The sequence below is a fragment of the Vibrio sp. 16 genome (genome assembly GCF_963681195.1).
Taxonomy (GTDB): domain Bacteria; phylum Pseudomonadota; class Gammaproteobacteria; order Enterobacterales; family Vibrionaceae; genus Vibrio; species Vibrio sinaloensis_D.
Window position 1 is genome coordinate 2,660,194 of the sequence record NZ_OY808997.1, and the last position, 23,260, is coordinate 2,683,453.

Here is a 23,260-nt window from a genome sequence, read left to right on the forward strand (position 1 = left end):
GTTTCATCACCTAGGGCTGTCAGTGCCTGTATGCTACCACAAGAGGTATTGATACGTGTAGAGTCGACATGGTTGCAACGACACTCTTAGTGGCTCTAAGAAGTAAAAGGAGCATCATTTTAGTGAGTGAAATAATGATTAGTCGGGTGGGAATTGAGCAATAAGTCACATGGGGGCAGTATCTTTATACTACTTATTAATTATTTATTTTACTTTCCAAGATAACTTTTATTTAAGTCGTATTTTTCGATATACTCACCGCCAATTATGGGATTCCCCCGACAGTTTGGATGTCTACCTATTTGCCTTTGGGAGCTAAACCTAAGGGCGGTAGCGTGTCTTAGTCTGAATTATTTTCTCTAGCGGTACATGGTATTGCAAGGTAACTCGGAATCTTAATTACTACTCACTTATTCTACTTCCAACGTAAATTAAGATTATGTCTAGAAAAAAAGTCCTCACGGTTTTTGGTACGCGCCCAGAAGCCATCAAAATGGCACCGCTTGTCCATGCGTTTGCAAACGATGAGCGATTTGAAGCAAAGTGCTGTGTGACTGCTCAGCACCGTGAAATGCTTGACCAAGTGCTTGAACTGTTTGAGATCAAACCAGATTATGATTTGGACTTGATGAAGGCAGGACAATCACTCAATGACGTGACCGCACGTATCTTGTTAGAGCTCAAACCTGTGCTGCAAGAATATAAGCCTGATGTGGTGCTTGTTCATGGTGATACGGCCACTACTTTTGCCGCCAGCCTTGCCGCTTACTACGAGCAAATTGAAGTTGGCCATGTAGAAGCGGGGTTACGCACTGGCAACATCTATTCGCCTTGGCCGGAAGAGGCAAACCGTAAGCTTACTGGGGCGCTGACCAAATACCATTTTGCGCCAACCGAAACCTCCCAAAACAACCTACTTAAAGAAAACACTAATCCAGCGGATATTTGTATCACCGGTAACACAGTTATCGATGCATTACTTATGGTGAAAGACAAAATCGACAATGATACAGCACTGAACGAGCAACTAGCGGCTCAGTTCCCAATGCTAAAAGAAGATAAAAAGTTGATTTTGGTCACTGGACATCGCCGCGAAAGCTTTGGCGGTGGATTCGAGCGTATTTGTGAAGCGCTAGCACGCACAGCAAAAGACAACCCTGATGCGCAAATCCTATACCCAGTTCACTTGAACCCAAACGTAAGAGAGCCAGTAAATCGCATTCTATCCAACGTGGATAACGTGCACCTTATCGAGCCTCAGCAATACCTTCCTTTTATTTACTTGATGAGCCGTGCGCACATCATCCTTACCGATTCCGGCGGTATTCAGGAAGAGGCGCCTTCATTAGGCAAGCCAGTATTGGTAATGCGTGACACCACAGAAAGGCCAGAAGCCGTTGCAGCAGGCACCGTGAAACTAGTGGGAACCGATGTTGACAAGATCGTCTCAGGCTTAGAAGTGTTGTTAAAAGATGAAGAGGCTTATAAAGCAATGAGTTTCGCACACAATCCTTACGGTGACGGCCTCTCATGCCAACGAATTTTAGATGAATTAGCAAAATAAAAAATCTCAGGAAATGAAAATGTCTTTTGAAACAGTTTCAGTTATTGGCCTAGGTTACATTGGTTTACCTACCGCCGCGATGTTTGCATCACGTAAGAAAAAAGTAATTGGTGTGGATGTTAGCCAGCACGCAGTGGATACCATCAACCAAGGTAAAATCCATATTGTAGAACCCGATCTGGATATGATCGTAAGTGCGGCGGTATCAGAGGGTTACTTAAAAGCTAGCACTACCCCAGAACCAGCGGAAGCGTTTTTGATTGCCGTACCAACCCCGTTCTTACCTTGTGAAGAGGGCGAAGTGCCTGCTCCAGATTTGTCTTACATAAAAGCAGCAAGCAAAGCGATTGCTCCTGTGCTAAAAAAAGGCGACTTGGTGATTCTAGAATCCACCTCTCCTGTCGGTGCGACAGAGCAAATGGCGGCTTGGCTTGCTGAAGCTCGTTCGGATCTTACCTTCCCGCAAACACATGGTGATAATGCGGATGTTAACGTGGCGCACTGCCCTGAGCGCGTGCTTCCTGGCCATGTTGTTCGTGAGCTAGTAGAAAACGACCGCGTTATTGGTGGTATGTCTGCTCGCTGTTCAGAGCGTTCGGTTGAGTTGTACAAAACCTTTGTTTTAGGTGAGTGTGTGGTGACCAATGCTCGCACGGCAGAAATGGCGAAGCTAACAGAAAACAGCTCTCGCGATGTACAAATTGCCTTTGCTAACGAGCTATCCATCATCTGTGACAAGTTAGGCATAAATGTATGGGAACTGATCGCACTAGCAAACCGTCACCCTCGTGTGAACATCCTTCAACCAGGCCCGGGCGTAGGCGGCCACTGTATTGCTGTTGATCCATGGTTTATAGTTTCAAAAACACCAGAAGAATCTAAGATCATTCACACTGCACGTAAGGTTAATGACAGTAAGCCAGGATGGGTTGTCGATAAGACTAAAATGGCTATTGCAGACTTCTTGCAAGAGAATGCTAATAAAACTGTCAAAGAAGTTACAATTGCTTGCTACGGTCTAGCTTTTAAGCCTGATATCGATGACTTACGTGAAAGCCCTGCAATGCAGATTGTAAAAGAAATTGCTTCTTTCCACACAGGAAACGTGATTGCGGTTGAGCCTAATATTCACCAACTACCAAGTTCATTAGAGCACGTTGAGCTTCAGAGCCTTGACGTTGCAAAATCAACCGCTGATATCCACGTTATGCTTGTTGACCACAAAGAATTTAAAGCTGAGTCAATAAACTCACCATACTTAGTAGATACCAAGGGGATTTGGTAATGAATGCTATTTTGCCTTTAATCGGTCGTACCGAAGCCCTATTTACGCAAGATATTGAAAATTATGAAGCAGAGCTATCACGTATTGTTTCTGCGTCAAGTTTCCTTGTTCTGGGCGGCGCTGGCTCAATCGGACAAGCCGTAACTAAAGAGATTTTCAAACGTAACCCTAAGAAGCTACATGTTGTCGACATTAGTGAAAACAATATGGTAGAGCTTGTTCGAGATATCCGTAGTTCATTTGGTTACATTGATGGTGACTTCCAAACATTTGCTTTGGACATTGGTTCTCTAGAGTACGACGCATTCATTAAAGCTGATGGTAAGTTCGATTATGTATTGAACCTATCTGCGCTTAAGCATGTTAGAAGTGAAAAAGATCCTTATACATTGATGCGCATGATCGATGTAAACGTTTTTAATACCGACAAAACAATTCAGCAGTCTATTAATGCTGGTGCGAAAAAGTACTTCTGTGTTTCAACAGATAAAGCTGCAAACCCTGTTAACATGATGGGGGCGTCAAAGCGCATTATGGAAATGTTCCTTATGCGTAAAAGTGAGCAAATGGCAATCTCAACTGCTCGCTTTGCAAATGTGGCATTCTCTGATGGCTCGCTGCTACACGGATTTAACCAACGTATCCAAAAGCGTCAACCTATCGTAGCCCCAAACGACATCAAGCGTTATTTTGTTACTCCTCAAGAGTCGGGTGAACTATGCTTAATGTCTTGTATTTTTGGTGAAAACCGTGACATTTTCTTCCCGAAACTGAGCGAAGCTCTGCATCTTATTTCGTTTGCAGATATTGCGGTGAAATACCTAGAGCAACTTGGTTTTGAACCTCACCTATGTGACACAGAAGAAGAAGCACGCCAACTTGCACATACGCTGCCAGAGCAAGGTAAGTGGCCATGTTTATTTACTGCAAGTGATACAACAGGTGAAAAAGACTTCGAAGAGTTTTTTACAGATAAAGAAGAGCTGGATATGTCTCGATTCGAAAATCTGGGCATCATCAAAAATGAACCTCTTTATGAGCAAGAGCTTCTTACTTTGTTTGAAAGCAGCATCTCTGAGATGAAAGGTGAGCGAGCTTGGACTAAAGAGCAGATTGTGAAACTGTTCTTTACCATGATCCCTGATTTTGGGCACAAAGAAACGGGTAAATACCTCGATAGCAAGATGTAAGTGGAGCATTCAATGAAAGCGACATCTATTGTTGAATTTGTGAGAGATACTTACAAAACAGACGAATTTATTCCCTTACATGCACCGACTTTCGATGGCAACGAAAAAGCGTACGTAATGGAAACGATTGAAAGTACATTTGTTTCTAGCGTCGGTAAGTTTGTTGATGATTTTGAAAGAAAAATTGAAACTTACACTGGTACGGCTAAAGCTGTAGCGACAGTGAATGGTACAGCAGCATTGCATGCTGCATTGTACATGGCTGATGTTCAAAGAGGCGACTTGGTTGTCACGCAAGCTTTGACTTTTGTTGCAACCTGCAATGCTCTTTATCATATGGGCGCTGAGCCTATTTTTCTGGATGTATCTCCAGTGAGTTTAGGGTTGTGCCCTAAGGCTGTGGATGCATTTTTAGAAGAGAATGCTGAAGTCACAGACGCTGGGTGTATCCATAAAAAAACAGGTAGAAGGATCAAAGCCGTTGTACCAATGCACACGTTTGGTCACCCTGTAGAGCTTGATGAACTGGTTGCCGTTTGCTTGAAATGGAACATCACGTTGGTTGAAGATGCCGCAGAAAGCCTAGGCTCGTTCTATAAGGGCAAACACACCGGTACTATGGGTGATTTTGGTGCTGTCAGCTTCAATGGCAATAAGATCATCACCACAGGCGGTGGTGGCATGGTGTTATGTAAGACTCAAGAATTAGGTGCGCGTACTAAGCATGTCACGACGACAGCAAAAGTTCCTCATCCGTATGAGTTCTTCCATGATGAACCTGGCTTTAACTACCGCATGCCTAACCTGAATGCTGCTCTGGGATGTGCACAGATGGAAGTTATCGAGCAGTATTTGAAGCAAAAGAGATTGCTTGCAGAACGCTATAAAAACTTCTTCAAAGGTACAGATTTTAAATTTGTCACTGAGCCAGAGTATGCGAAGTCAAACTATTGGTTAAATGCAATCATTTGTCCGGATAAAGAAAGTCGCGAAGAGGTACTTAAAGGCACAAATGGTTCAGGCGTGATGACTCGACCTATTTGGCAGCTCATGCACAGATTACCTATGTTTGAGAATTCAATACGTGGTGACCTAACTTACTCAGAGTTTATTGAGGCGCACCTAATCAATCTTCCAAGTACCCCAGTGGAAATCAAAGGCTAAGTAGGTTTAATACATACATGACGCAGACACATAAAAAGGTTGCGGTCTTTACTGGTACAAGAGCAGAGTATGGTCTGCTCTTTTGGCTTTTAAAGGACATACAAAGCGATCCTGACCTAACACTTCAATTGCTTGTTTCTGGTATGCACCTATCACCGGAATTCGGTGATACTTACAAACAAATTGAAAAAGATGGCTTCAATATCGATGAGAAAATAGAGATTTTGTTGTCTTCTGATTCCGCTGTAGGTACAGCGAAAAGTATGGGGCTGGGGGTCTTAGGGTTTGCCGATGCCTTGTCGCGACTAGCACCAGATGTTCTTGTCATTCTTGGGGATCGCTTTGAAGCGCTTGCTGCAGCGCAAACTGCCATGATACTTCGTATTCCAATTGTTCATCTTCATGGTGGAGAGATAACGGAAGGTGCTTACGATGATGCGATTCGTCATGCTATTACAAAGTTGAGTTACCTGCATGGTACGTCGACAGAAGAGTATCGTCAGCGAGTTATCCAGTTAGGAGAATCTCCTGAGCGCGTTAAAAATATTGGGGCTATTGGGCTTGATCATCTAAAACGAGCTTCTTTTATGGATACACAGGAATTAAGTGAATCTCTTAATTTCTCAATTGATAAGCCTTACTTTCTTGTCACGTATCATCCAGTGACCTTAGGTGAAGAAGCTCCTGAAGAAAGTTTTCAAGCGCTACTCGATGCTTTAGATACGTTTCCCGACCATCAAGTAATTTTGACGTATCCCAATGCGGATGATGGTGGGCGACGAATTATCCCAATACTTGAAGAATATGCTAGAAGTAACCCTGAGCGTGTATTAGCAATACCATCGTTAGGGCAGGTACGTTATCTAAGTGCAGTCAAACATGCTGCTGCCGTTATCGGCAACTCATCTAGTGGTATTATAGAAGTGCCAGCCTTTGATGTTCCTACAGTGAATATAGGCTCTAGACAAAAAGGGCGTTTGGCTGCCAAAAGTGTTCTAAACGCAGATGCTACAAAAGAATCTATCAGTAACGCGATTAGCCTTGCTGTGAGTAGAAAGTATAAAGCTGAAGATGAGAATATTGCTAACCCCTACGGACAGGGGGATAGTAGCAAGCAAGTCATAGAGATGATTAAAGGGCTGGATTTCGAACCTTGTAAGTCTTTTTATGATGTCAAAATTGAACCTGACTTAAACAAGAAAGTAGAGTGAGACAATCATGACTTTGATTATTGCCGAAGCGGGTGTAAACCATAACGGTCAAGAAGAATTAGCATTTGCTTTGGTCAATGCTGCTCACAAGGCAGGAGCGGATATTGTAAAGTTTCAAACTTTTAAAGCAAAAAACCTAGTTACAGAAGAGGCTAAACAAGCCGAATATCAAGTAACAAATACTCAAAAGCAAGAGTCCCAGTTAGCGATGTTAAGCCGTTTAGAGCTGTCTTACGAAACTCACCATGAGCTCGTAAAATACTGCGAATCCCTTGGTATTGAGTTTCTGTCAACAGCCTTTGATGTAGAAAGTTTAGACTTCTTGGTCAAGGAGCTTGGGTTAACGCGCTTGAAGTTGCCTTCCGGTGAGTTAACGAACGCTCCTCTTGTATTGGCTCATGCTCGTACCGGTTGTGATCTTATTGTATCAACAGGTATGGCAACACTTTCCGAAATTGAGACAGCTCTTGGAGTTATTGCTTTCGGTTATACAGCAGATGAAAAAGCAGAACCTTCGATGCTAGGTTTTCAAGAGGCTTATGCATCAGAAGCTGGTCAAAAAGCGCTAAAAGAGAAAGTAACAATTCTTCATTGTACGACGGAATATCCTGCTCCAATGGAAGAAATCAACCTACGAGCAATGGATACGCTAGGGCGAGCATTCGATTTGGCAGCAGGTTATTCGGATCACAGTGAAGGAATAACGATTCCTATTGCGGCTGTTGCTCGTGGTGCTGTTTTGATAGAGAAGCATTTTACGTTAGATAAAAACATGGAAGGTCCAGACCATCAAGCTTCTCTAGAGCCACAAGAGCTAGAGGCAATGGTAAAAGCCATCCGTCAGATTGAGATTGCATTAGGCTCTAGCGTAAAAACTCCTACAGTTTCTGAAGTGAAAAACAAATCCGTAGCGCGAAAAAGCTTAGTAGCAGCAATGGATATTGAAGAGGGGGAAGAGTTAACAGAATATAACTTCACAATTAAGCGTCCAGGAATTGGTTTGTCCCCTTATCGTTATTGGGAACTTCTTGGCACTAAAGCAACCAAAGGATACAAAGCAGGAGAGCTGATCATTGAGTGATGAGGTGAATCTTCCTATTGTAATGATTGGTGGAGGCGGTCATGCCTCAGTTCTTGCTGAAATATTGCTTGGTCAAGGAAGAGATATCATAGCTGTCGTTAGCCCTGTAGATATCAGTCAAAGAGTGGTATTTGATGGTATATCTCATTTAAAGAGTGATGACGATGTCCTTCGCTTTTCTCCAAATCAAGTGCGCTTGGTGAACGGTATTGGTGTGATGCCGAAGTCCAAACTTAAGCAAAAAGTGAATCAACACTTTCTCTCTTTGGGTTATCAGTTTGAGACGGTTATCGCGACCAGCGCATCGGTCTCGCCGTTTGCCAAAATAGGTGCAGGTTGTCAGATTTTACACTCAGCAATCATTCAAGCAGGTACGACGTTGGGTGACCACAGTGTGATTAACAGTACAGCGCTTATTGAACATGACGCTAGTATTGGCGATTATTGCCATATCGCACCCCGTGCGACGCTCTGTGGTCAAGTCAATGTTGGCGAGTCGGCTTACGTTGGTGCAGGTGCTACGGTTATTCAAGGCATCACGTTAGCTGCTGGTTGTATTGTTGGGGCGGGATCCACCGTCTTATCGGATGTACAGCCAAACACGATAACTTTTTCTAAATTAAAGCAAAAAAACAAGTTGTTCGAATATGATGAATAGTTGGAAAAAAGCGGTATTATCGCCATCGCAAGCCATAAAAACCGCGTTAGAGATTATCGATTCTGAAGCCCTGCGCGTAGCGCTAGTGGTTGCTGATGATAACCGCCTATTAGGTGTGGTGACCGATGGTGATATACGTCGAGGTTTATTAGCGGGTAAGGGGCTAGATAGCCCGGTGTCAGAGGTGATGAACTCTAACCCGATTACTGCCAAGGCTTCGAGTTCTCGAGAAGAGCTGATTGAGTTGATGAACAAGCTCGATATCCTATTTATCCCACTGATTGACGATGGCAAACTTACCGGTTTAGAAACGCTTCACGGCGCGCTAGTGGACAAACCAAGCTATGAAAACCCTGTGTTTATTATGGCGGGGGGCTTTGGTACACGATTAAGACCACTGACAGACTCTTGCCCGAAGCCAATGCTCAAGATTGGCAACAAACCTATTCTTGAAACGGTGATCCGCAATTTTGTGAAAGCCGGCTTTGTGAATTTTTATATATCGACACACTACATGCCAGAACAGATCATCAATTACTTCGGTGATGGTTCTGATTTAGGTATTAAAATCAATTATGTGCATGAAGATGAACCTTTAGGTACTGGTGGTGCTTTGGGGCTTTTACCTGAGTCTTTACCTGCAGATTTACCACTGATTCTGATGAACGGTGATGTGTTAACCAAGGTTGATTTCCAGCGCTTGCTTGATTTCCATCAGGAGAACCAGGCGGACGCGACAATGTGTGTGCGTGAGTACGACTATCAGATCCCTTATGGTGTAATTAATGGCGAAGGCAACAAAGTCACCAGCATGGTGGAGAAGCCGATTCAGCGATTCTTCGTAAATGCGGGCATTTATGTTGTGTCACCAAGAGTTATCAACTCGGTACCAAAGAACTTCCGTATCGATATGCCAACGCTGCTTGAGCGTCACATGGAAGAACGCGATAACGTTCTGATGTTCCCTATCCATGAATACTGGCTAGATATAGGTCGTATGGATGATTTCAACCGTGCAAAAGCGGATATACACACACTAGGAATGGACTAACAGATGAAATGTGTTGCCGTTATTGGTTTAGGGAATATTGCAACTCGTCATCGCAAAAACCTCAAGAAGCTTTTTCCTAATAGCAAGCTTGTTGCGATGTCTGCTAGTGGAAGAGCTCCCAAGCAAGCAGTCTCCGATTGTGACGTTATAGTTGATGAGATTAATGAACTTATCAACCATAACGTAGAGCTCGCCATTGTTGCATCTCCTGCGCCATTTCATGCCAAGCATGCAATTCCTTTGATTGAAGCGAATATTCCGGTTCTAATTGAAAAGCCACTTTCTGTAAGTGTTTCTGATAGTGAGCTTTTGCTTCACGCTGCAGATAGGTTTGATACACCTGTAGCGATTGGCTACTGCTTGCGTTACTTATCATCGGCTATCGTGTTTAAGGAGCTATTAATTCAACAAGCAGTAGGGCACATATATAACGTAAATGTTGAGGTTGGGCAGTATTTGCCAGACTGGCGCCCTAACAAGGACTATCGCAGTAGCGTTTCTGCAAATGCAGAACTAGGCGGTGGTGCACTCCTAGAGCTGAGTCACGAGCTCGATTATGTACAATGGCTATTTGGTTCACTTAATGTGAAACATGTGATCTTACGCTCTGGTGATGAATTGTCGCTCGATGTCGAAGATTGCGCTGATATAGTTGCTATATGTCAAAGTGCAGTTTTTAATATCCACTTAGACTTCTTACAGAGAAAACCATACCGAAAATGTCGAGTTATCGGTAGCTTAGGTACCTTAGAATGGGATCTTATAAGAAACGAAATTACCCTTGCTAGCGCTAAAGGTGATGAAGTGCTTTACAGTGAACCGGATTGGGATAAGAACCAAATGTATTTGAATATGGTGACCGATTTTATCTCTAAAATTGAAAGGCGAGATCATTCCTGCATTGATGTCGAAGAGGCTAAGCAGAGTGTTGAGCTTATCCAGCAAATCAGAGCAGCCAGTCACTAAAATATTGTTATTAAAGGCGTCACAATGAAAAACCATGCTTTTATTTTTGCCAGAGGCGGCTCAAAAGGGTTGCCTGGTAAGAACATTAAACATTTAGCCGGTAAACCCCTGCTGCAATACTCCATAGATGTTGCGAAAGCATGTTCATCGATAGACAAAGTTTTTGTATCAACAGATGATGCGGCGATCGCTGAGGTTGCTTTGGAAAATGATGCGATCTTGATTGAAAGACCCGCTGAGCTTGCGTCAGATACCAGCCCTGAATGGCTTTCGTGGATGCACGCGGTTGAATGGGTTACTGATAACTATGGCTCGTTTGACCGCTTTGTCAGCCTGCCGGCAACCAGCCCTCTGCGTAGCGTTGATGATGTAGAAGGTGCAATCAAGCAGATTGCCGATAGTAACGCGGATGTTTGTATAGGTATCACACCTGCAAATCGCAGCCCATACTTCAACATGGTTCGGAGAGGTGAAGCCGGAGACGTGCAGCTGATGAATCTGATTGAAGGTGGCGTTGCTCGTCGCCAAGATGCTCCTATTGCCTTTGACATCACTACGGTTGTTTATGTCACCTCACCAAGTTATATCCTACAAAACCAAAGCCTGTTCGCAGGACGAGTAACAAGCATCGAAGTGCCAAAAGAGCGATCAGTCGATATCGACGATATTTATGATTTTAAATTGGCAGAAGCCATCGTAGAAGGCGGTCTTTAAGTGGATAATTTATTAAAAGATAAAGTGATTTTTATCGCTGGTGCTGGTGGTTTATTGGGCTCTAAGCTCGTAACCAAAGTGCTTGCACAAGGCGCACGAGTGGTTGCTGCGGATATTAATGTCGACAGCATGAAAGCGCGTATTGAAAACCTAGGCTGTGATATTAACGCTGAAGCCGTTTCATTTCATACGCTTGATGTGACGAATGAAAGCGATGTTAAGCAGTTTTTCGCCCAGTTGGATGAGTCTGTTGATGGCGCAGTCAACGCGACCTACCCAAGAAACGCAACTTACGGAAAACACTTCTTCGATGTGAGCCTTGAAAGCTTTAATGACAACCTATCACTGCACTTAGGCAGTGCTTTTTTATTCTCTCAACAAGCCGCGTCTTATTTTCAGCGTAATACCAGAGAATTCTCACTCGTTAATATCTCTTCTATCTATGGTGTGGTTGCACCAAAGTTCGATATCTATGACAACACTCCGATGACCATGCCTGTGGAGTACGCGGCAATTAAAGCGGCGATTCAACATCTTAACAAGTATGTGGTTGCTTATGTGAACGACAGTCAGTTCCGCATCAACAGCGTTAGCCCTGGTGGCATTTTCGATCATCAACCTGAAGCCTTCTTACAAGCCTATAAAAAGAAAACTCATGGCGCAGGCATGCTAGATGTTGATGACGTAATTGGTGCGGTATTGTTCCTACTATCAGAGCAATCAAAGTACATCACCGGTCAGAACATCGTGGTTGATGATGGCTTTAGCCTATAAACGGCAACACAGAATTCAAAACTTAGATTGGCATTAGTTACATGAAAGACAATTTACTTATTATTGGTGCAGGTCAGTTGGGCAGCCGACACCTTCAAGCACTCGCGCAATTGGATGACAAGTTCAGCATCTATGTTCTAGACCCATCCGAGCAATCACTCGACGTTGCTAAACAGCGTTACCAAGAGGTTGCTCAGGAAACTTCTCCTGAGGTGATATACGTTACGGACATGGAAGCGATCGCTGGACTGAACGTAGCAGTCGCGATTGTGGCGACAAACGCAGCCGTGCGCCTAGGTGTCGTTAAGCAGTTGATTGAAAAGCTAAAGGTTGACTACCTAGTTTTGGAGAAAGTTATTTTTCAATCTGCTGCACAACTTGTAGAAGCGGAAACTTTATTGGCAAACGCTGGCGTGAAGACTTGGGTTAACTGCCCAAGAAGGCAATTCCCTGCATATCAAGAGTTAGCGAAATATTGTCAAGGCGCTCAATCGGTTACTCTAGAAGTGAAAGGAAGCAACTGGGGACTGGGCTGCAATGCTATCCACTTTATTGATTTGTGGAACTATTTCGTGGGCTTCTCGAGTTATGAGTTGGATTTTCAAGCCAACGTCAGTGTTATTGATAGCAAGCGCCCTGGCTACAAAGAGCTCATTGGTGGGCTTTCAGCTAAATCAGACCAACATAGGCTAGCACTATATTGTGAGCAAACAGAAAGCGGTCAAGTCATGCTAGATATAACTTTGATCGCTGACGGTGAGCGAATTGAGCTCTCTGAACGTGAAGGTGCAGTGCGTTGGTTTAATCAAAATGGTGATACAGTACAAGAGTCGCCACTGCAGATTTTATTCCAAAGCCAATTATCAAACAAAGTAGTATTGGATTTAATCAACAATCAAGACTGTGACCTGACGACGTTAACAGAATCAAGCATACTACATTCAGAGTTCTTACGCAAAGCCGCACCAATTTTCAACTCCAGTCCAAGCATTGAACAAGAACAGTTAGTTCCAATTACATAAGGTTTAAAAATGATATTAATGATCGGTGCCGGAGCTATGGCACAAGAATACGTAAAAGTGCTTAATGGCCTAAAGCGTGACTTTGTTGTCGTAGGACGTAGCGAGGCTTCGGCAGTAAAGTTTCAAGATGCGACTGGTATTAGCCCATATATTGGTGGATTAGATAAGTTTTGTGAGGCTGAAGATGTTCAACAATTCAAGTTTGGTATTGTTACAACAGGAGTTGAGCAACTGGCACCAACAACGATCAAATTGATTGATAATGGTGTTAAAAAAATTTTGGTGGAAAAACCAGGTGGGCTAGACGCAAAAGAGATTGAAAAGCTCGCAAAGTACGCTGAATGCAAGAGTGCTGAGGTTTATGTAGCATACAATCGTAGATTCTTCTCATCCCTACTTGCTGCGAAAGAAATTATTAAACTCGATGGCGGCGTGCAGAGCTTTAATTTTGAATTGACTGAATGGGGACATGTTATCTCGAAGTTGAATAAAGCTGAAGGTGTAAAAGAAAACTGGTTCTTAGCAAATACGACTCATGTTGCGGATATGGCATTTTTTCTTGGAGGATTCCCAAAGAAACTAAGTTGCTTCGTTAGCGGTAGTGAAGACTGGCATCCGCGTTCATATAATTTCTCTGGTGCTGGAGTTTCAGAGTCAGGTGCTTTGTTTGCTTATCATGGTAATTGGGGAGCTCCAGGTCGTTGGAGTGTCGAAGTACTGACTGGTGCACATCGTTTGATTTTTAGACCGATGGAAAAGCTACAAATTCAGAAATTGGGCAGCGTGTTGATTGAAGAATTAGAAGTAGATGATGCTCTGGATATTCAATATAAGCCTGGATTGTATAAACAAACAGAAGCTTTTTTACAAGGTCAAACCGACGAGCTTTGTAGTTTAAGTGAACAGTTTTCTATGCTCCCTGTATATGAAAAAATGGCAGGGTATACAGTCATTAATTAAAGATGGCATATGTAATATAAATACAATCTCATGCTTTACTCTAAGGTAAGGTTAATTAACGATTTAAAGTCATATCAAAACCATGAAAAAACGAATAGCTTTAATAGCATGAGATTTTTTGGAAACTACTCAAATAGAATAATCGCGTTGCAGTTCAGCCTCGAAATGAGTTTTATATATGTTTGCTAGATTTAAGTGATTGAAGCGAAAAGTATAGGCAGCAAGGGATTGGTCTTTTACTTAGTGTTTAAACTAACAAAACTAATATTAATAAAAGTCTAGGCGTATATTTGCATTGTTAAAGTGGTAGAAAAATAATTTAAGTAATCAAAAATCCAAAATATAATATCAAGATTAATGTGGATATCACAAGAGAAATACTAATGAAAAGTGTTTTATTACTAACGGATTCTTTAGGCTATCCTAGAATAGCTGAAGATTCCCCCCTGGCAAGTAATACGTGGACATATAAGCTAGCAAGAAAGTTAAAAGAAAAATACAATTTTTACTTTGATATAAAGACAGGCAGAACAACCAGTGAGATTGTAAAAAATCTGTCGATTCATTTTGGTGCCTATGATGCAGATATTGTGATTATACAAGTTGGTATAGTGGATTGTTATCCTAGAGCATTAAGAAAGTCCGAACTTCAAATACTATCAAGACTCCCTGTAATCAACAAGGTTTCAAAATTCTTAGTAAGTAAGTATTACGGCGGTATAGTAAGATTAAGAAATATTAGTTATGTCGATGAAGTTACCTTTGAGGAAAATATAATTAAAATTAGAGATTTTTTCGCCAACACAAAGCTAATAGTAATACCAATTGCACCGGCAAATAATGCATATTGCAGAGCGAATCCCTTAGTAAAAGATAATATTGTGAAATACAATAATATTCTACATAAAGTAATGGGTGATAATTGTGTTGTGAATATCTTTGATGAATTAAATAAAGAATTAGCTTATGTTTCTGATAATCATCATTTTAGTTCCTATGGACATGATTATACGTATGAAAGAGTACTTGGTGTTTTAGTGTGAATCTTTCTGTAATTACATTTGGTTTAGCGGTGCTGATACCGCAGATATTTACTTTTCTAACAGTTTTCCTATTATCAGAAAACCTTTCCGTAAGTGATTATGGAAAGATTTCATTATTCGAGACATATCAAATGTTGATTCAGGCAGTAGTGTCTGTTTCTATTGAGAAAGGCGTAACAAGATACTATAACGAAATTGGCAAGGGTATAGTTGAAATGGCTCTTATAGTTTCAGTTAAAATTGCTCTAGCCTTGTTTATACCACTAACATTCATTCCCTATTTTTTCAAGTTTTGGAATTTTGAATACCTGAACTATGTTGTGATATATATATCATCAATTAGCTTTTCTATGCTTACTATTTGCCAAGTTAGGAATCAATATCAATCACAACCAATTAAATACCTGCTTGCGTCATTATTGAAAACAGTACCTTTATTCTGCTCGGTTTTATTATTTGTACGCTATTTATCTATCGGTTATATGTCATATATATATGGCTTGCTTATATCGGCTTGTATTATAATTGTTTATATTGCCAATTCATATTCCAAGCCTTTAATAAAAATATCTAACCATGATATATCAAGAGTGATTAGATACTCTATTCCATTTGTTCCAACAGTATTGTCGGCATGGGTTTTAACATGGTCAAACCGAATTTTTCTTGAAAAATACGCTACTGAATATGAACTAGGTGTTTACTCTTTGGTGGTCAAGTATGCTTCTGTGTATTTTCTGTTGTTTCAAGGGTTGTCTATTTATTTTACACCAAGGTATTACAATACATTAAGTAAAAGAAAGATGTTGGATGATGCATTTTTCGAGCAGTCAATAATGATTGTTTGTAGCTTTGTATTTGTTTTTCCTGTTTATCAAATTATTAAGCTATATTTGGATTTGTGGTTAGGTATTCCCGCAGAGGATTTTAAATATATACTAATTGTATCTCTATTGGTATCTTTTATTTCCGCTGCCACTACTCTTGGTGTTGGACTAACTATGAACTTCTTAGAAAAGACAAAGCAGCAAATGTATATATATGTTTCGATTGCTATGCTAACCACGTTACTTAACTACATATTTATAAGTTCTTATGGTGTAGTAGGTGCTTTGTCAGTTATTCTATTCTCGCATATTCTTATAATTTGTGTTTCTTTATATTATCTTCATCAAAATGGTATTGGCTGTAAAATTTTATCGTTATCAAAATACTTTACACTGATTATTATAGTATGTATCGCATTAATGGGTGTTTATAGCTTATGACTAAAAAAGTAGCTTTAGTGCTATCAGATTCAAAACAGTATGATGTTTGTTGGGATAAGTATGACGAGATCGTGTGTTTGGATTTTTGCAATATTCAGAGTATAGTAGATAAAGCATCACTTATCTCTAAGATTGAACCATTACCGATAAACGAGATATTCAATTTTTTTTCTGACTTCGAGACTAAATACTTAGGCGATACTACTGTGTTTGGCCACTTTGATTCATTATCAAGTGGTGTTTTAGTAAATGTGTATCAATGTCTGAAACTATGTGATCAATGGTTGGAGAGTGGGTTTTGTATAGACGTATTTGCATCCGAAACTCAGAAAAATCAACTCCCTCTCATTGGATATAAAAGCCATGAGGTGTATTTCGGTTCTAGTAAGTTGATAGGAGCCATAGTAGCTAATGTTTTGGTTGATAATTTTCAAGATCGTATTAGGGTAATAAATGTCAAAGGCGATCTTTTTTGTCATGAAGTTACTAGAAACATCATTGTTAAAATTATTGAGTTCATCAGCTTTATAAATCTAGTTGTCAAGCTTTTTGTTTTTAAATTGAATCATGTTCTCAATAAAAGAAGTCAAAGGTGTACGTTACCTCATGCAAATCATTTTTTTATCTGTAGAACAAAAAGTCAACTTGATTACGCGCTAAAGATCATTAACAAAAAAACTTGCCGAAGTGGTGCAATATATTTTTTTCCTCAGGTAAGAAGCTTTGGAATAAATAGTATTCTGAAGTTGATGAAAGATAATGATCATGTTGCTATTATATTTCCATCATTATTTGATGTAATTAGATTTAGACTAACAGATAAGAGAAGTGGTTCAAAGCCTACAATAATCACTGCGAATAGGATAAGAATAGACTTAACTAAGTTACTTAAAGAGGTATATTTGTTTAAAACGGATGATATATATAAAAAGTGCGCAATTAGTTCTCTATATAATAAAAATGTCGTCAAACTATATAGCTTTGCTATTAAAGGTCGTTTTGCTCACCTCGATAAAGGTATAGCTGATAGACTCAGATGTAGTATAAATACAATACAGACAGTAAATGTTGTTTCGGAATTAACATACGATTTCCCAGTGTCAAATTTACTTTGTGACAGTAAATTATCTTGCTTGGATTTTAAAGGCGGATATAAGTCGACAGGAGATTTACTGTTCGAAGGTGTGGCTTTTGAATTAAAAACTGTAAAAAGCAACATTAACAAAGTGAGGAACATTGTCTTTTTTACTCAGCCATATGAGTTTGAAACTACAGAATTAATTCTAATGGCTTTATATAAATATTGCCAGGATGAAAATATTGACTTGTCGGTTAAATTACATCCGAGAGATAGCATGGTTAATTATACAGCTTCACTAAGGGATAAGTTGAATTTTTTAGATGGATTATCTAACGATACCATTTTAGAAATGGTTGATGTGTGCGTTACTAAAACATCAGCAATCGCCGTTGAATGTATTGCAAGTGGAGTCCCTACGTTAACTATCACTATATCTGACTATGATAGATCTCTTGTTTTTCCTGTTCTTGATTGCTTTAGAAATAATGGTCTAAACGTTGAGGATTTAACTCACCTTTCTCTTAAAATTAATGATTATAAAAAACTCGTAAGGCAAACTAATGAAATTAGATATTCTATGTTTGACAACAAAGGCATTGATTCTCTCTCTAGCTACCTTCTATAATTTTATTTAAAGTATGATTAACATATATATTAATAGGATTCTTTTGCTCAGTGTCTTTTTTCAGGCGGTGGGTTTTATCCCAGGTATTGATACCCAACCAAATTTCATTTTGTTGTTTTTAGTATTTTTACCACTTATGTGCAACCATTTGATAATATCAGTAAGGTCTTTGTTGGTTGTTTGTGTGTTAGTTTGCATATTACTTTTGGCATTTTTTTTTCATGCTGATAATATAACACTAAAAACAGCTTTGACATACCTTGCTCCAATAGCTATTGCTTTTGCTATTTTTACTTTAATGTCTTCTGGTTACTTTACGTTGTCATCAAAGTTTTTGATTTTTGTGGTGATTGTGTACTTGTTAGCTGGTATTGGACAATTTGTCAAACCAGATTTCCTTTCATTTTTGGTGACTAGAAGTGTTGATGCTGCATTATCATTTTCAGAGTCTGGTAGAGGGGTTCGGTCTTTAACTGGTGAACCAGCACACTTTGGGAAAATTCTAATAATTATCAATGTTTTTTTTGTGTTGGTGTACGCGGTTGAGAAGAACTTTATATTTTCCAGGCATGATGTTAATTACATAATGTGGATTTCTTTTCTTTTATTTGTGGCTAATTTGTTAGTTCCAAGATCATTTTATTCAGCTTTTAATCATTTTCTTGTCTGGTTTTTTCTAACTTTATTTCTTAAACCACGGTTAGCTTTTGGGATTTTATTGTGCTTACTATTCGTAGGCTTGTATTTAGGTGCTTCAATATTCATTTATGAAAGTGATGTTAGATTGCTTAATATTCTTAAATATATGCTGTATGAGCCTCAGCGTCTTTTGGAATTTGGAGCATTCAGAAGAGTGATGAATATACCTCTAACATTCTATAATTTAAGCTATTTTGGACCGTTTGGCGCTGGGGATAGTGGTTTTTCTACTTATGCCTCATTTCAAACACCATTGGGTGAGTTGCGATATAATGTTTTTGGACGGCTGTATGGTGGCGTATTAGAATACTTACTAAAATTTGGTGTTTTTTCTTTGCCAGTAGTGGGCTGTGTCATTTATTTTATGTTTTCATCATTTAAATTTAAAGTTTCTATTAATGGTAGGGTTAAGAAATTGGGCTTGTGGTTATTTTGCGCCCTTTTTTTGGTGCTTTTTCAAGATGGTGCACCTGCTAAACCATTACCAATTTTTCTTTTGATTTTTACATTTTTTATGCTTTCATTTCGGCGGAGTAAGGGTGAAACTGTTTAAAAAAATTATTTTTGTATTTAATACTGTTAAGTATCTGAAAATAAAGCAAGTGTATTACAGAATATATTATATATTCCGCAAGCCCGTTTGTTTTGAAGTCGATTATCCTAAAAAAGCATTATGGTGTTGGTCAGGACCGCTATTAAACACTCAAAGTTTTTTCAGTGAGACTGAGGTTGAATTTTTAAATCAAAAAGGCAATGTTAGTTCCTCTTCGGATTGGAATTGTGAAAGTAAGACAAAGTTATGGATATATAATCTACACTATTTTGATGATTTGAGCTCTAGCAATAGTTTTTTTAGGCATGATTTGCATCATCAGTTTATTAAAAGATGGATTGAGGACAATCCACCTTGCTATGGAAATGGTTGGGAGCCATACCCGATTTCACTGAGATTGGTGAATTGGGTTAAGTGGTGTAGCGTTCAAGAGCAAGTACCAAAAAGGTATCTAAAGAGCATGCTGGAGCAAGCAAATGTGCTAACTCAGCAGTTGGAATACCATATTCTTGGGAATCACTTGTTTGCAAACGCAAAAGCGTTAACATTTGTTGGTGCATACTTGAAAGGTGAAAATTCTGAGAATCTCCTTAATCTTGGTATAAAACTGCTCAATGAAGAGTTGATAGAACAATTCTTGGAGGATGGCGCTCATTTTGAGCTATCCCCTATGTATCATGAGATATTATTGTGGGATTTACTTGAGTTGATTGACCTGGCTAATACAAGTCAACGGACAGAGTTAATTGAATGCCTACCTACATGGATACAAATCGCCGAGAAAGCCTTGTTTTGGCTGTCATCTATGGTTCATGAAGATGGAGAGGTGAGCTTTTTCAATGACGCTGCTATTGGAATCGCAAAGGCTCCTGAGCAAATATTTGCTTATGCAAAGTCCTTGGGATTGAATTGTGCTCAGGTAGATAGTCAATTGATTACCAATATGAGCAGTGGCTATAGTCGAGTTTCATATGAACATTATGTTGTTATTTTTGACCACGCAAATGTTGGGCCTGACTACTTACCTGGTCATGCTCATGCGGATACCTTGAGTTTTGAGTTATCAATTGGTAAGCAGAGGGTTATTGTTAACTCAGGTACTTCTCTGTATGGTACCTGCCCTGAACGTATCAGGCAGCGACAAACAGCAGCTCACAACACAGTTTCAGTTGCAGGGATGGATTCATCACAGGTTTGGTCTGGATTTCGAGTCGCAAAGCGAGCCTATGCGAAACTAGACAAAGTAAACAATGTAGGGCAGAGGGTGCAGATTGTTGCCAGTCATAATGGTTATATGCAGCAAAAACCTAAAGTCACGCATACAAGATCATTAGATTGTACGCCAGATCGTGTGATTATTTACGATACCTTGACAAAAGTGGTTCCTGCTTGCTTTCATTTGCATCTTCATCCAGATGTGGATGCCATAAAGCTTTCAGAGAATGAAATTGAAATATGGCACGTTGGTGAGTTACTTTGTGTTTTTGTTAGTACTGAGCCCTTAGTGATTAAAGATTGCACTTGGCATCCTGAATTTGGAAAAAGTATAGCAAATAAGAAAATAGAAATTCCTTTTTCTAGTGGGCATTTAAGAACAGAAATAAAAAAAATCAAGAGGGAACCATGAGAATATTGGTTTTATCATTTTACTTCAAGCCCGATTTGTGTGCAGGTTCGTTCAGAACAACCGCTTTGGTTGAACAATTGAAGCAGCACTCCGGTATAGAGCTTGATGTTATTACCACAATGCCTAATCGTTATGCCAGTTTCAGTGAAAACGCAAAAATGGAAGAAGTCGACGGTAACATTAGGATTCGACGTATTAATCTTCCGTCACATGAAAGTGGCATGCTAGATCAGATTAAATCTTTTATCACTTTTTATCATCAGGTACAAAAACTGGTAATGAATGAAGATTATGATGTGGTTTTTGCAACGAGTTCAAGACTGTTTACTGCATTTTTGGGAGCGCGAGTTGCAAAGAGAAAAAAGGTACCGTTATATCTAGATATACGAGATATTTTTGTCGATACGATAAAAGACGTCTTGTCTCCCAAGATTGCACTGGTTCTCAAACCAATCCTTTCTGAAATAGAAAATTACACCTTTTGCTCGGCGCAACATATTAATCTTGTCTCTAAAGGTTTCGAGGGGTATTTTAAGTCTCGCTATTCGGAGATTAATTATTCTTGGTTTACAAATGGCATTGACGGTGAGTTTTTGAATTTACCTACGACTGATGTAGAAGCGGAGCGTGAAAAGGGTAAGAGGCATCTTGTTTACGCCGGTAATATTGGTGAGGGGCAAGGGTTACATACTATTCTTCCTGAGTTATCCCGTTTGGCAAAAAAAGACATTCATATTAGTGTTATTGGAGATGGTGGCCGAAAACAACAATTAGTGGATAGTATCTCAGGATTGAATAACTTAGAATTATTGCCGCCGGTAAATAGGCATGATTTGATTGAAAAGTATTTAGGTGCTGATATTTTATTTTTACATTTAAATGATTACCCTGCTTTTGAAAAAGTGCTGCCATCCAAAATATTTGAGTATGCCGCAACGGGTAAGCCAATTTTAGCGGGAGTTTCTGGGTATGCTGCGGAGTTTATAAAGTCAGAAGTTTCTAATGCTGAAGTTTTTTATCCTGGAGATCACAATGGGGCGATGGAGGCATTGAGTAAATTAGATCTTACTCATACTGATAGAAGTGCATTCATTAAAGAATACACCAGAGAAAACATAATGATGGGAATGAGTCAATCAATTGTTGAGTTGGGGATGCAATCATGAGTAAACTATTAGTTACGGGCTATTCTGGTTTTGTTGGACGTAACTTACTAAATGCACTTGGCTCTTTGGACAATGTAAGTCTGTTAGGCCGTTCTATTGCTCCAATATGTAATGATCACCTGTCAGCAAATATCGATCCATCTTCAGATTACTCATCATTACTAAAGAGTGTCGAGGTTGTTATTCATATCGCTGCTCGTGTTCATGTCATGAATGACTCAGTAAGTGATCCGCTAGAAGAGTACAGAGAGGTTAATACTCGCGGTACGATAAATCTAGCGAGACAAGCTGCAGCTGCGGGTGTAAAGCGCTTCGTCTTTGTCAGTAGTATTAAGGTAAATGGTGAGGGCACGTCTAAAGATAAGCCATTCACTTCAGCCGATTTGCACGCACCAGAAGATGACTATGGGCTATCGAAGTCAGAGGCTGAGCAGCAACTTTTTGAGATTGGCAAAGAAACAGGGATGGAGATTGTTGTTATTAGGCCAACGCTTGTTTACGGACCAGGAGTTAAAGCCAATTTTGCTTCGTTAATGAACCTGGTATCAAAAGGTATCCCACTTCCTTTTGGATGTTTCAAGAATAACAAGCGCAGCTTGGTTTCAGTAGATAATTTAGTTGATTTAATCGTCACCTGTATTGACCATCCAAACGCAGCTAATCAGGTCTTTCTTGTGTCAGATGATCACGATCTGTCCACTTCTTCGATGGTGCGTCATATGGCTCAAGTGCTAGGTAAACCAACTTGGCAGTTGCCTGTTCCTGTTTGGTGTTACAAGTTAGCTGGTAAAGTATTCAATAAGTCGGATGTTGTAGATAGATTAACTGGCTCTTTACAAGTCGATATCTCTCATACGAAAGAAACGTTAGGTTGGGTACCGCCTCAATCTCTACAAGAGGGTTTTAAGCAAACCGCCGAAGCCTTTCTACAATCAAAGAAAAGTAGTGGTAAAGCATGATTCGTTTAATTGATTTCCTAGCAGCCTTGTTCGGCTTGCTTTTTTTGTGGCCAGTATTACTCATCGTATCCATTGTTGGCTTATTTGATACGGGCTCTCCGATTTTTGTGCAAGAGCGAGTAGGGCGCAATAAAAAGCCGTTTAAACTTATCAAGTTTCGCACCATGTCGGTAGATACACAGTCAGTAGCTAGTCACTTAGCGAGCAATGCTTCTATCACCAAACTTGGTGTATTTTTGCGTAAAACTAAGATTGACGAGTTGCCCCAACTTATCAATGTAGTCAAAGGTGAAATGAGCTTGGTTGGCCCTCGTCCAAATTTGTTTAACCAAAAAGAGTTGATCAAAGAACGTGATGCGTATGGTGTGTATGATGTTTTACCCGGTATTACAGGCCTAGCTCAAGTTCAGAACATTGATATGTCAACTCCGGAGCTGCTGGCTAAAACTGATAAACAAATGATTGATAGCCTGACACTTAAAGGCTACTTTAAGTACATAATCATGACGGTAACTGGCAGCGGTTCAGGTGATGCCATAAATCCTAAAGACACATAAAAATTATCGAATAACTTTAGCGTTGTTCCACGTTAAGAGAAA

21 protein-coding genes are annotated in these 23,260 nt (G+C 39.9%); all 21 read left to right on the forward strand.

Features of this window, described 5'->3' with window-relative positions; translation table 11 throughout:
- The first annotated feature begins 439 nt into the window (after positions 1-439).
- The 21 genes from wecB (at position 440) to U9J37_RS12320 (ending at position 23,218) form a co-directional block, all read left to right on the forward strand.
- Positions 440-1,564: a non-hydrolyzing UDP-N-acetylglucosamine 2-epimerase gene (gene wecB, locus U9J37_RS12220; RefSeq protein WP_005470979.1), complete on the forward strand. Its 1,125-nt coding sequence runs from the start codon at positions 440-442 to the stop codon at positions 1,562-1,564.
- Between the two features lie 19 nt (positions 1,565-1,583).
- Positions 1,584-2,849: a UDP-N-acetyl-D-mannosamine dehydrogenase gene (gene wecC, locus U9J37_RS12225; protein WP_043886769.1), complete on the forward strand. Its 1,266-nt coding sequence runs from the start codon at positions 1,584-1,586 to the stop codon at positions 2,847-2,849.
- The gene (locus U9J37_RS12230; RefSeq protein WP_005471061.1) at positions 2,849-4,039 is read left to right on the forward strand and encodes a UDP-N-acetylglucosamine 4,6-dehydratase; all 1,191 of its coding nucleotides are present in this window, start codon (positions 2,849-2,851) and stop codon (positions 4,037-4,039) included. The genes wecC and U9J37_RS12230 overlap by 1 nt, the downstream gene beginning before the upstream one ends.
- A gap of 12 nt (positions 4,040-4,051) precedes the next feature.
- Positions 4,052-5,203 (forward strand): LegC family aminotransferase, encoded by a 1,152-nt coding sequence (locus tag U9J37_RS12235; protein WP_005470932.1) that lies wholly within the window; start codon positions 4,052-4,054, stop codon positions 5,201-5,203.
- A gap of 17 nt (positions 5,204-5,220) precedes the next feature.
- Complete coding sequence (gene neuC, locus U9J37_RS12240) at positions 5,221-6,414, forward strand: UDP-N-acetylglucosamine 2-epimerase (RefSeq protein WP_005470934.1); 1,194 nt, start codon at positions 5,221-5,223, stop codon at positions 6,412-6,414.
- A 7-nt stretch (positions 6,415-6,421) separates the two neighbouring features.
- Positions 6,422-7,495, forward strand: a complete 1,074-nt coding sequence (gene neuB / locus U9J37_RS12245; RefSeq protein WP_005471080.1) for an N-acetylneuraminate synthase — start codon at positions 6,422-6,424, stop codon at positions 7,493-7,495.
- Positions 7,496-7,517: 22 nt separating this feature from the next.
- Positions 7,518-8,153: an acetyltransferase gene (locus U9J37_RS12250; protein WP_005471125.1), complete on the forward strand. Its 636-nt coding sequence runs from the start codon at positions 7,518-7,520 to the stop codon at positions 8,151-8,153.
- Positions 8,143-9,204 (forward strand): nucleotidyltransferase family protein, encoded by a 1,062-nt coding sequence (locus U9J37_RS12255; RefSeq protein WP_043886768.1) that lies wholly within the window; start codon positions 8,143-8,145, stop codon positions 9,202-9,204. The genes U9J37_RS12250 and U9J37_RS12255 overlap by 11 nt, the downstream gene beginning before the upstream one ends.
- 3 nt (positions 9,205-9,207) lie before the next feature.
- Positions 9,208-10,170, forward strand: coding sequence for a Gfo/Idh/MocA family protein (locus tag U9J37_RS12260; protein WP_005471014.1), 963 nt, complete (start codon positions 9,208-9,210; stop codon positions 10,168-10,170).
- A 24-nt stretch (positions 10,171-10,194) separates the two neighbouring features.
- Positions 10,195-10,884: an acylneuraminate cytidylyltransferase family protein gene (locus U9J37_RS12265; RefSeq protein WP_043886767.1), complete on the forward strand. Its 690-nt coding sequence runs from the start codon at positions 10,195-10,197 to the stop codon at positions 10,882-10,884.
- Positions 10,885-11,658, forward strand: coding sequence for an oxidoreductase (locus U9J37_RS12270; protein ID WP_005471158.1), 774 nt, complete (start codon positions 10,885-10,887; stop codon positions 11,656-11,658).
- A 41-nt stretch (positions 11,659-11,699) separates the two neighbouring features.
- Positions 11,700-12,680 carry a Gfo/Idh/MocA family oxidoreductase gene (locus tag U9J37_RS12275; RefSeq protein ID WP_005470992.1) on the forward strand — a complete coding sequence of 327 codons (981 nt, stop codon included), beginning with the start codon at positions 11,700-11,702 and terminating at the stop codon, positions 12,678-12,680.
- Between the two features lie 9 nt (positions 12,681-12,689).
- Positions 12,690-13,640 carry a Gfo/Idh/MocA family oxidoreductase gene (locus U9J37_RS12280; RefSeq protein WP_322413825.1) on the forward strand — a complete coding sequence of 317 codons (951 nt, stop codon included), beginning with the start codon at positions 12,690-12,692 and terminating at the stop codon, positions 13,638-13,640.
- A gap of 383 nt (positions 13,641-14,023) precedes the next feature.
- Entirely contained in the window at positions 14,024-14,683 is a 660-nt protein-coding gene (locus U9J37_RS12285) for a hypothetical protein (protein WP_005470871.1), read from the forward strand.
- Positions 14,680-15,951, forward strand: a complete 1,272-nt coding sequence (locus U9J37_RS12290) for an oligosaccharide flippase family protein (protein WP_005470949.1) — start codon at positions 14,680-14,682, stop codon at positions 15,949-15,951. The genes U9J37_RS12285 and U9J37_RS12290 overlap by 4 nt, the downstream gene beginning before the upstream one ends.
- Positions 15,948-17,657, forward strand: coding sequence for a hypothetical protein (locus tag U9J37_RS12295; RefSeq protein ID WP_005471023.1), 1,710 nt, complete (start codon positions 15,948-15,950; stop codon positions 17,655-17,657). Before U9J37_RS12290 ends, U9J37_RS12295 begins: the two co-directional genes overlap by 4 nt.
- A 43-nt stretch (positions 17,658-17,700) precedes the next feature.
- Entirely contained in the window at positions 17,701-18,909 is a 1,209-nt protein-coding gene (locus U9J37_RS12300; protein WP_043886762.1) for a hypothetical protein, read from the forward strand.
- On the forward strand, positions 18,896-20,536 hold the full coding sequence (locus tag U9J37_RS12305; protein ID WP_005470942.1) for a heparinase II/III family protein: 1,641 nt from the start codon (positions 18,896-18,898) through the stop codon (positions 20,534-20,536). Before U9J37_RS12300 ends, U9J37_RS12305 begins: the two co-directional genes overlap by 14 nt.
- The gene (locus U9J37_RS12310) at positions 20,533-21,702 is read left to right on the forward strand and encodes a glycosyltransferase family 4 protein (protein WP_005471031.1); all 1,170 of its coding nucleotides are present in this window, start codon (positions 20,533-20,535) and stop codon (positions 21,700-21,702) included. Before U9J37_RS12305 ends, U9J37_RS12310 begins: the two co-directional genes overlap by 4 nt.
- Entirely contained in the window at positions 21,699-22,661 is a 963-nt protein-coding gene (locus U9J37_RS12315; protein ID WP_005470925.1) for a UDP-glucose 4-epimerase family protein, read from the forward strand. Before U9J37_RS12310 ends, U9J37_RS12315 begins: the two co-directional genes overlap by 4 nt.
- Positions 22,658-23,218 carry a sugar transferase gene (locus tag U9J37_RS12320; RefSeq protein ID WP_005470899.1) on the forward strand — a complete coding sequence of 187 codons (561 nt, stop codon included), beginning with the start codon at positions 22,658-22,660 and terminating at the stop codon, positions 23,216-23,218. Before U9J37_RS12315 ends, U9J37_RS12320 begins: the two co-directional genes overlap by 4 nt.
- Positions 23,219-23,260 lie beyond the last annotated feature (42 nt).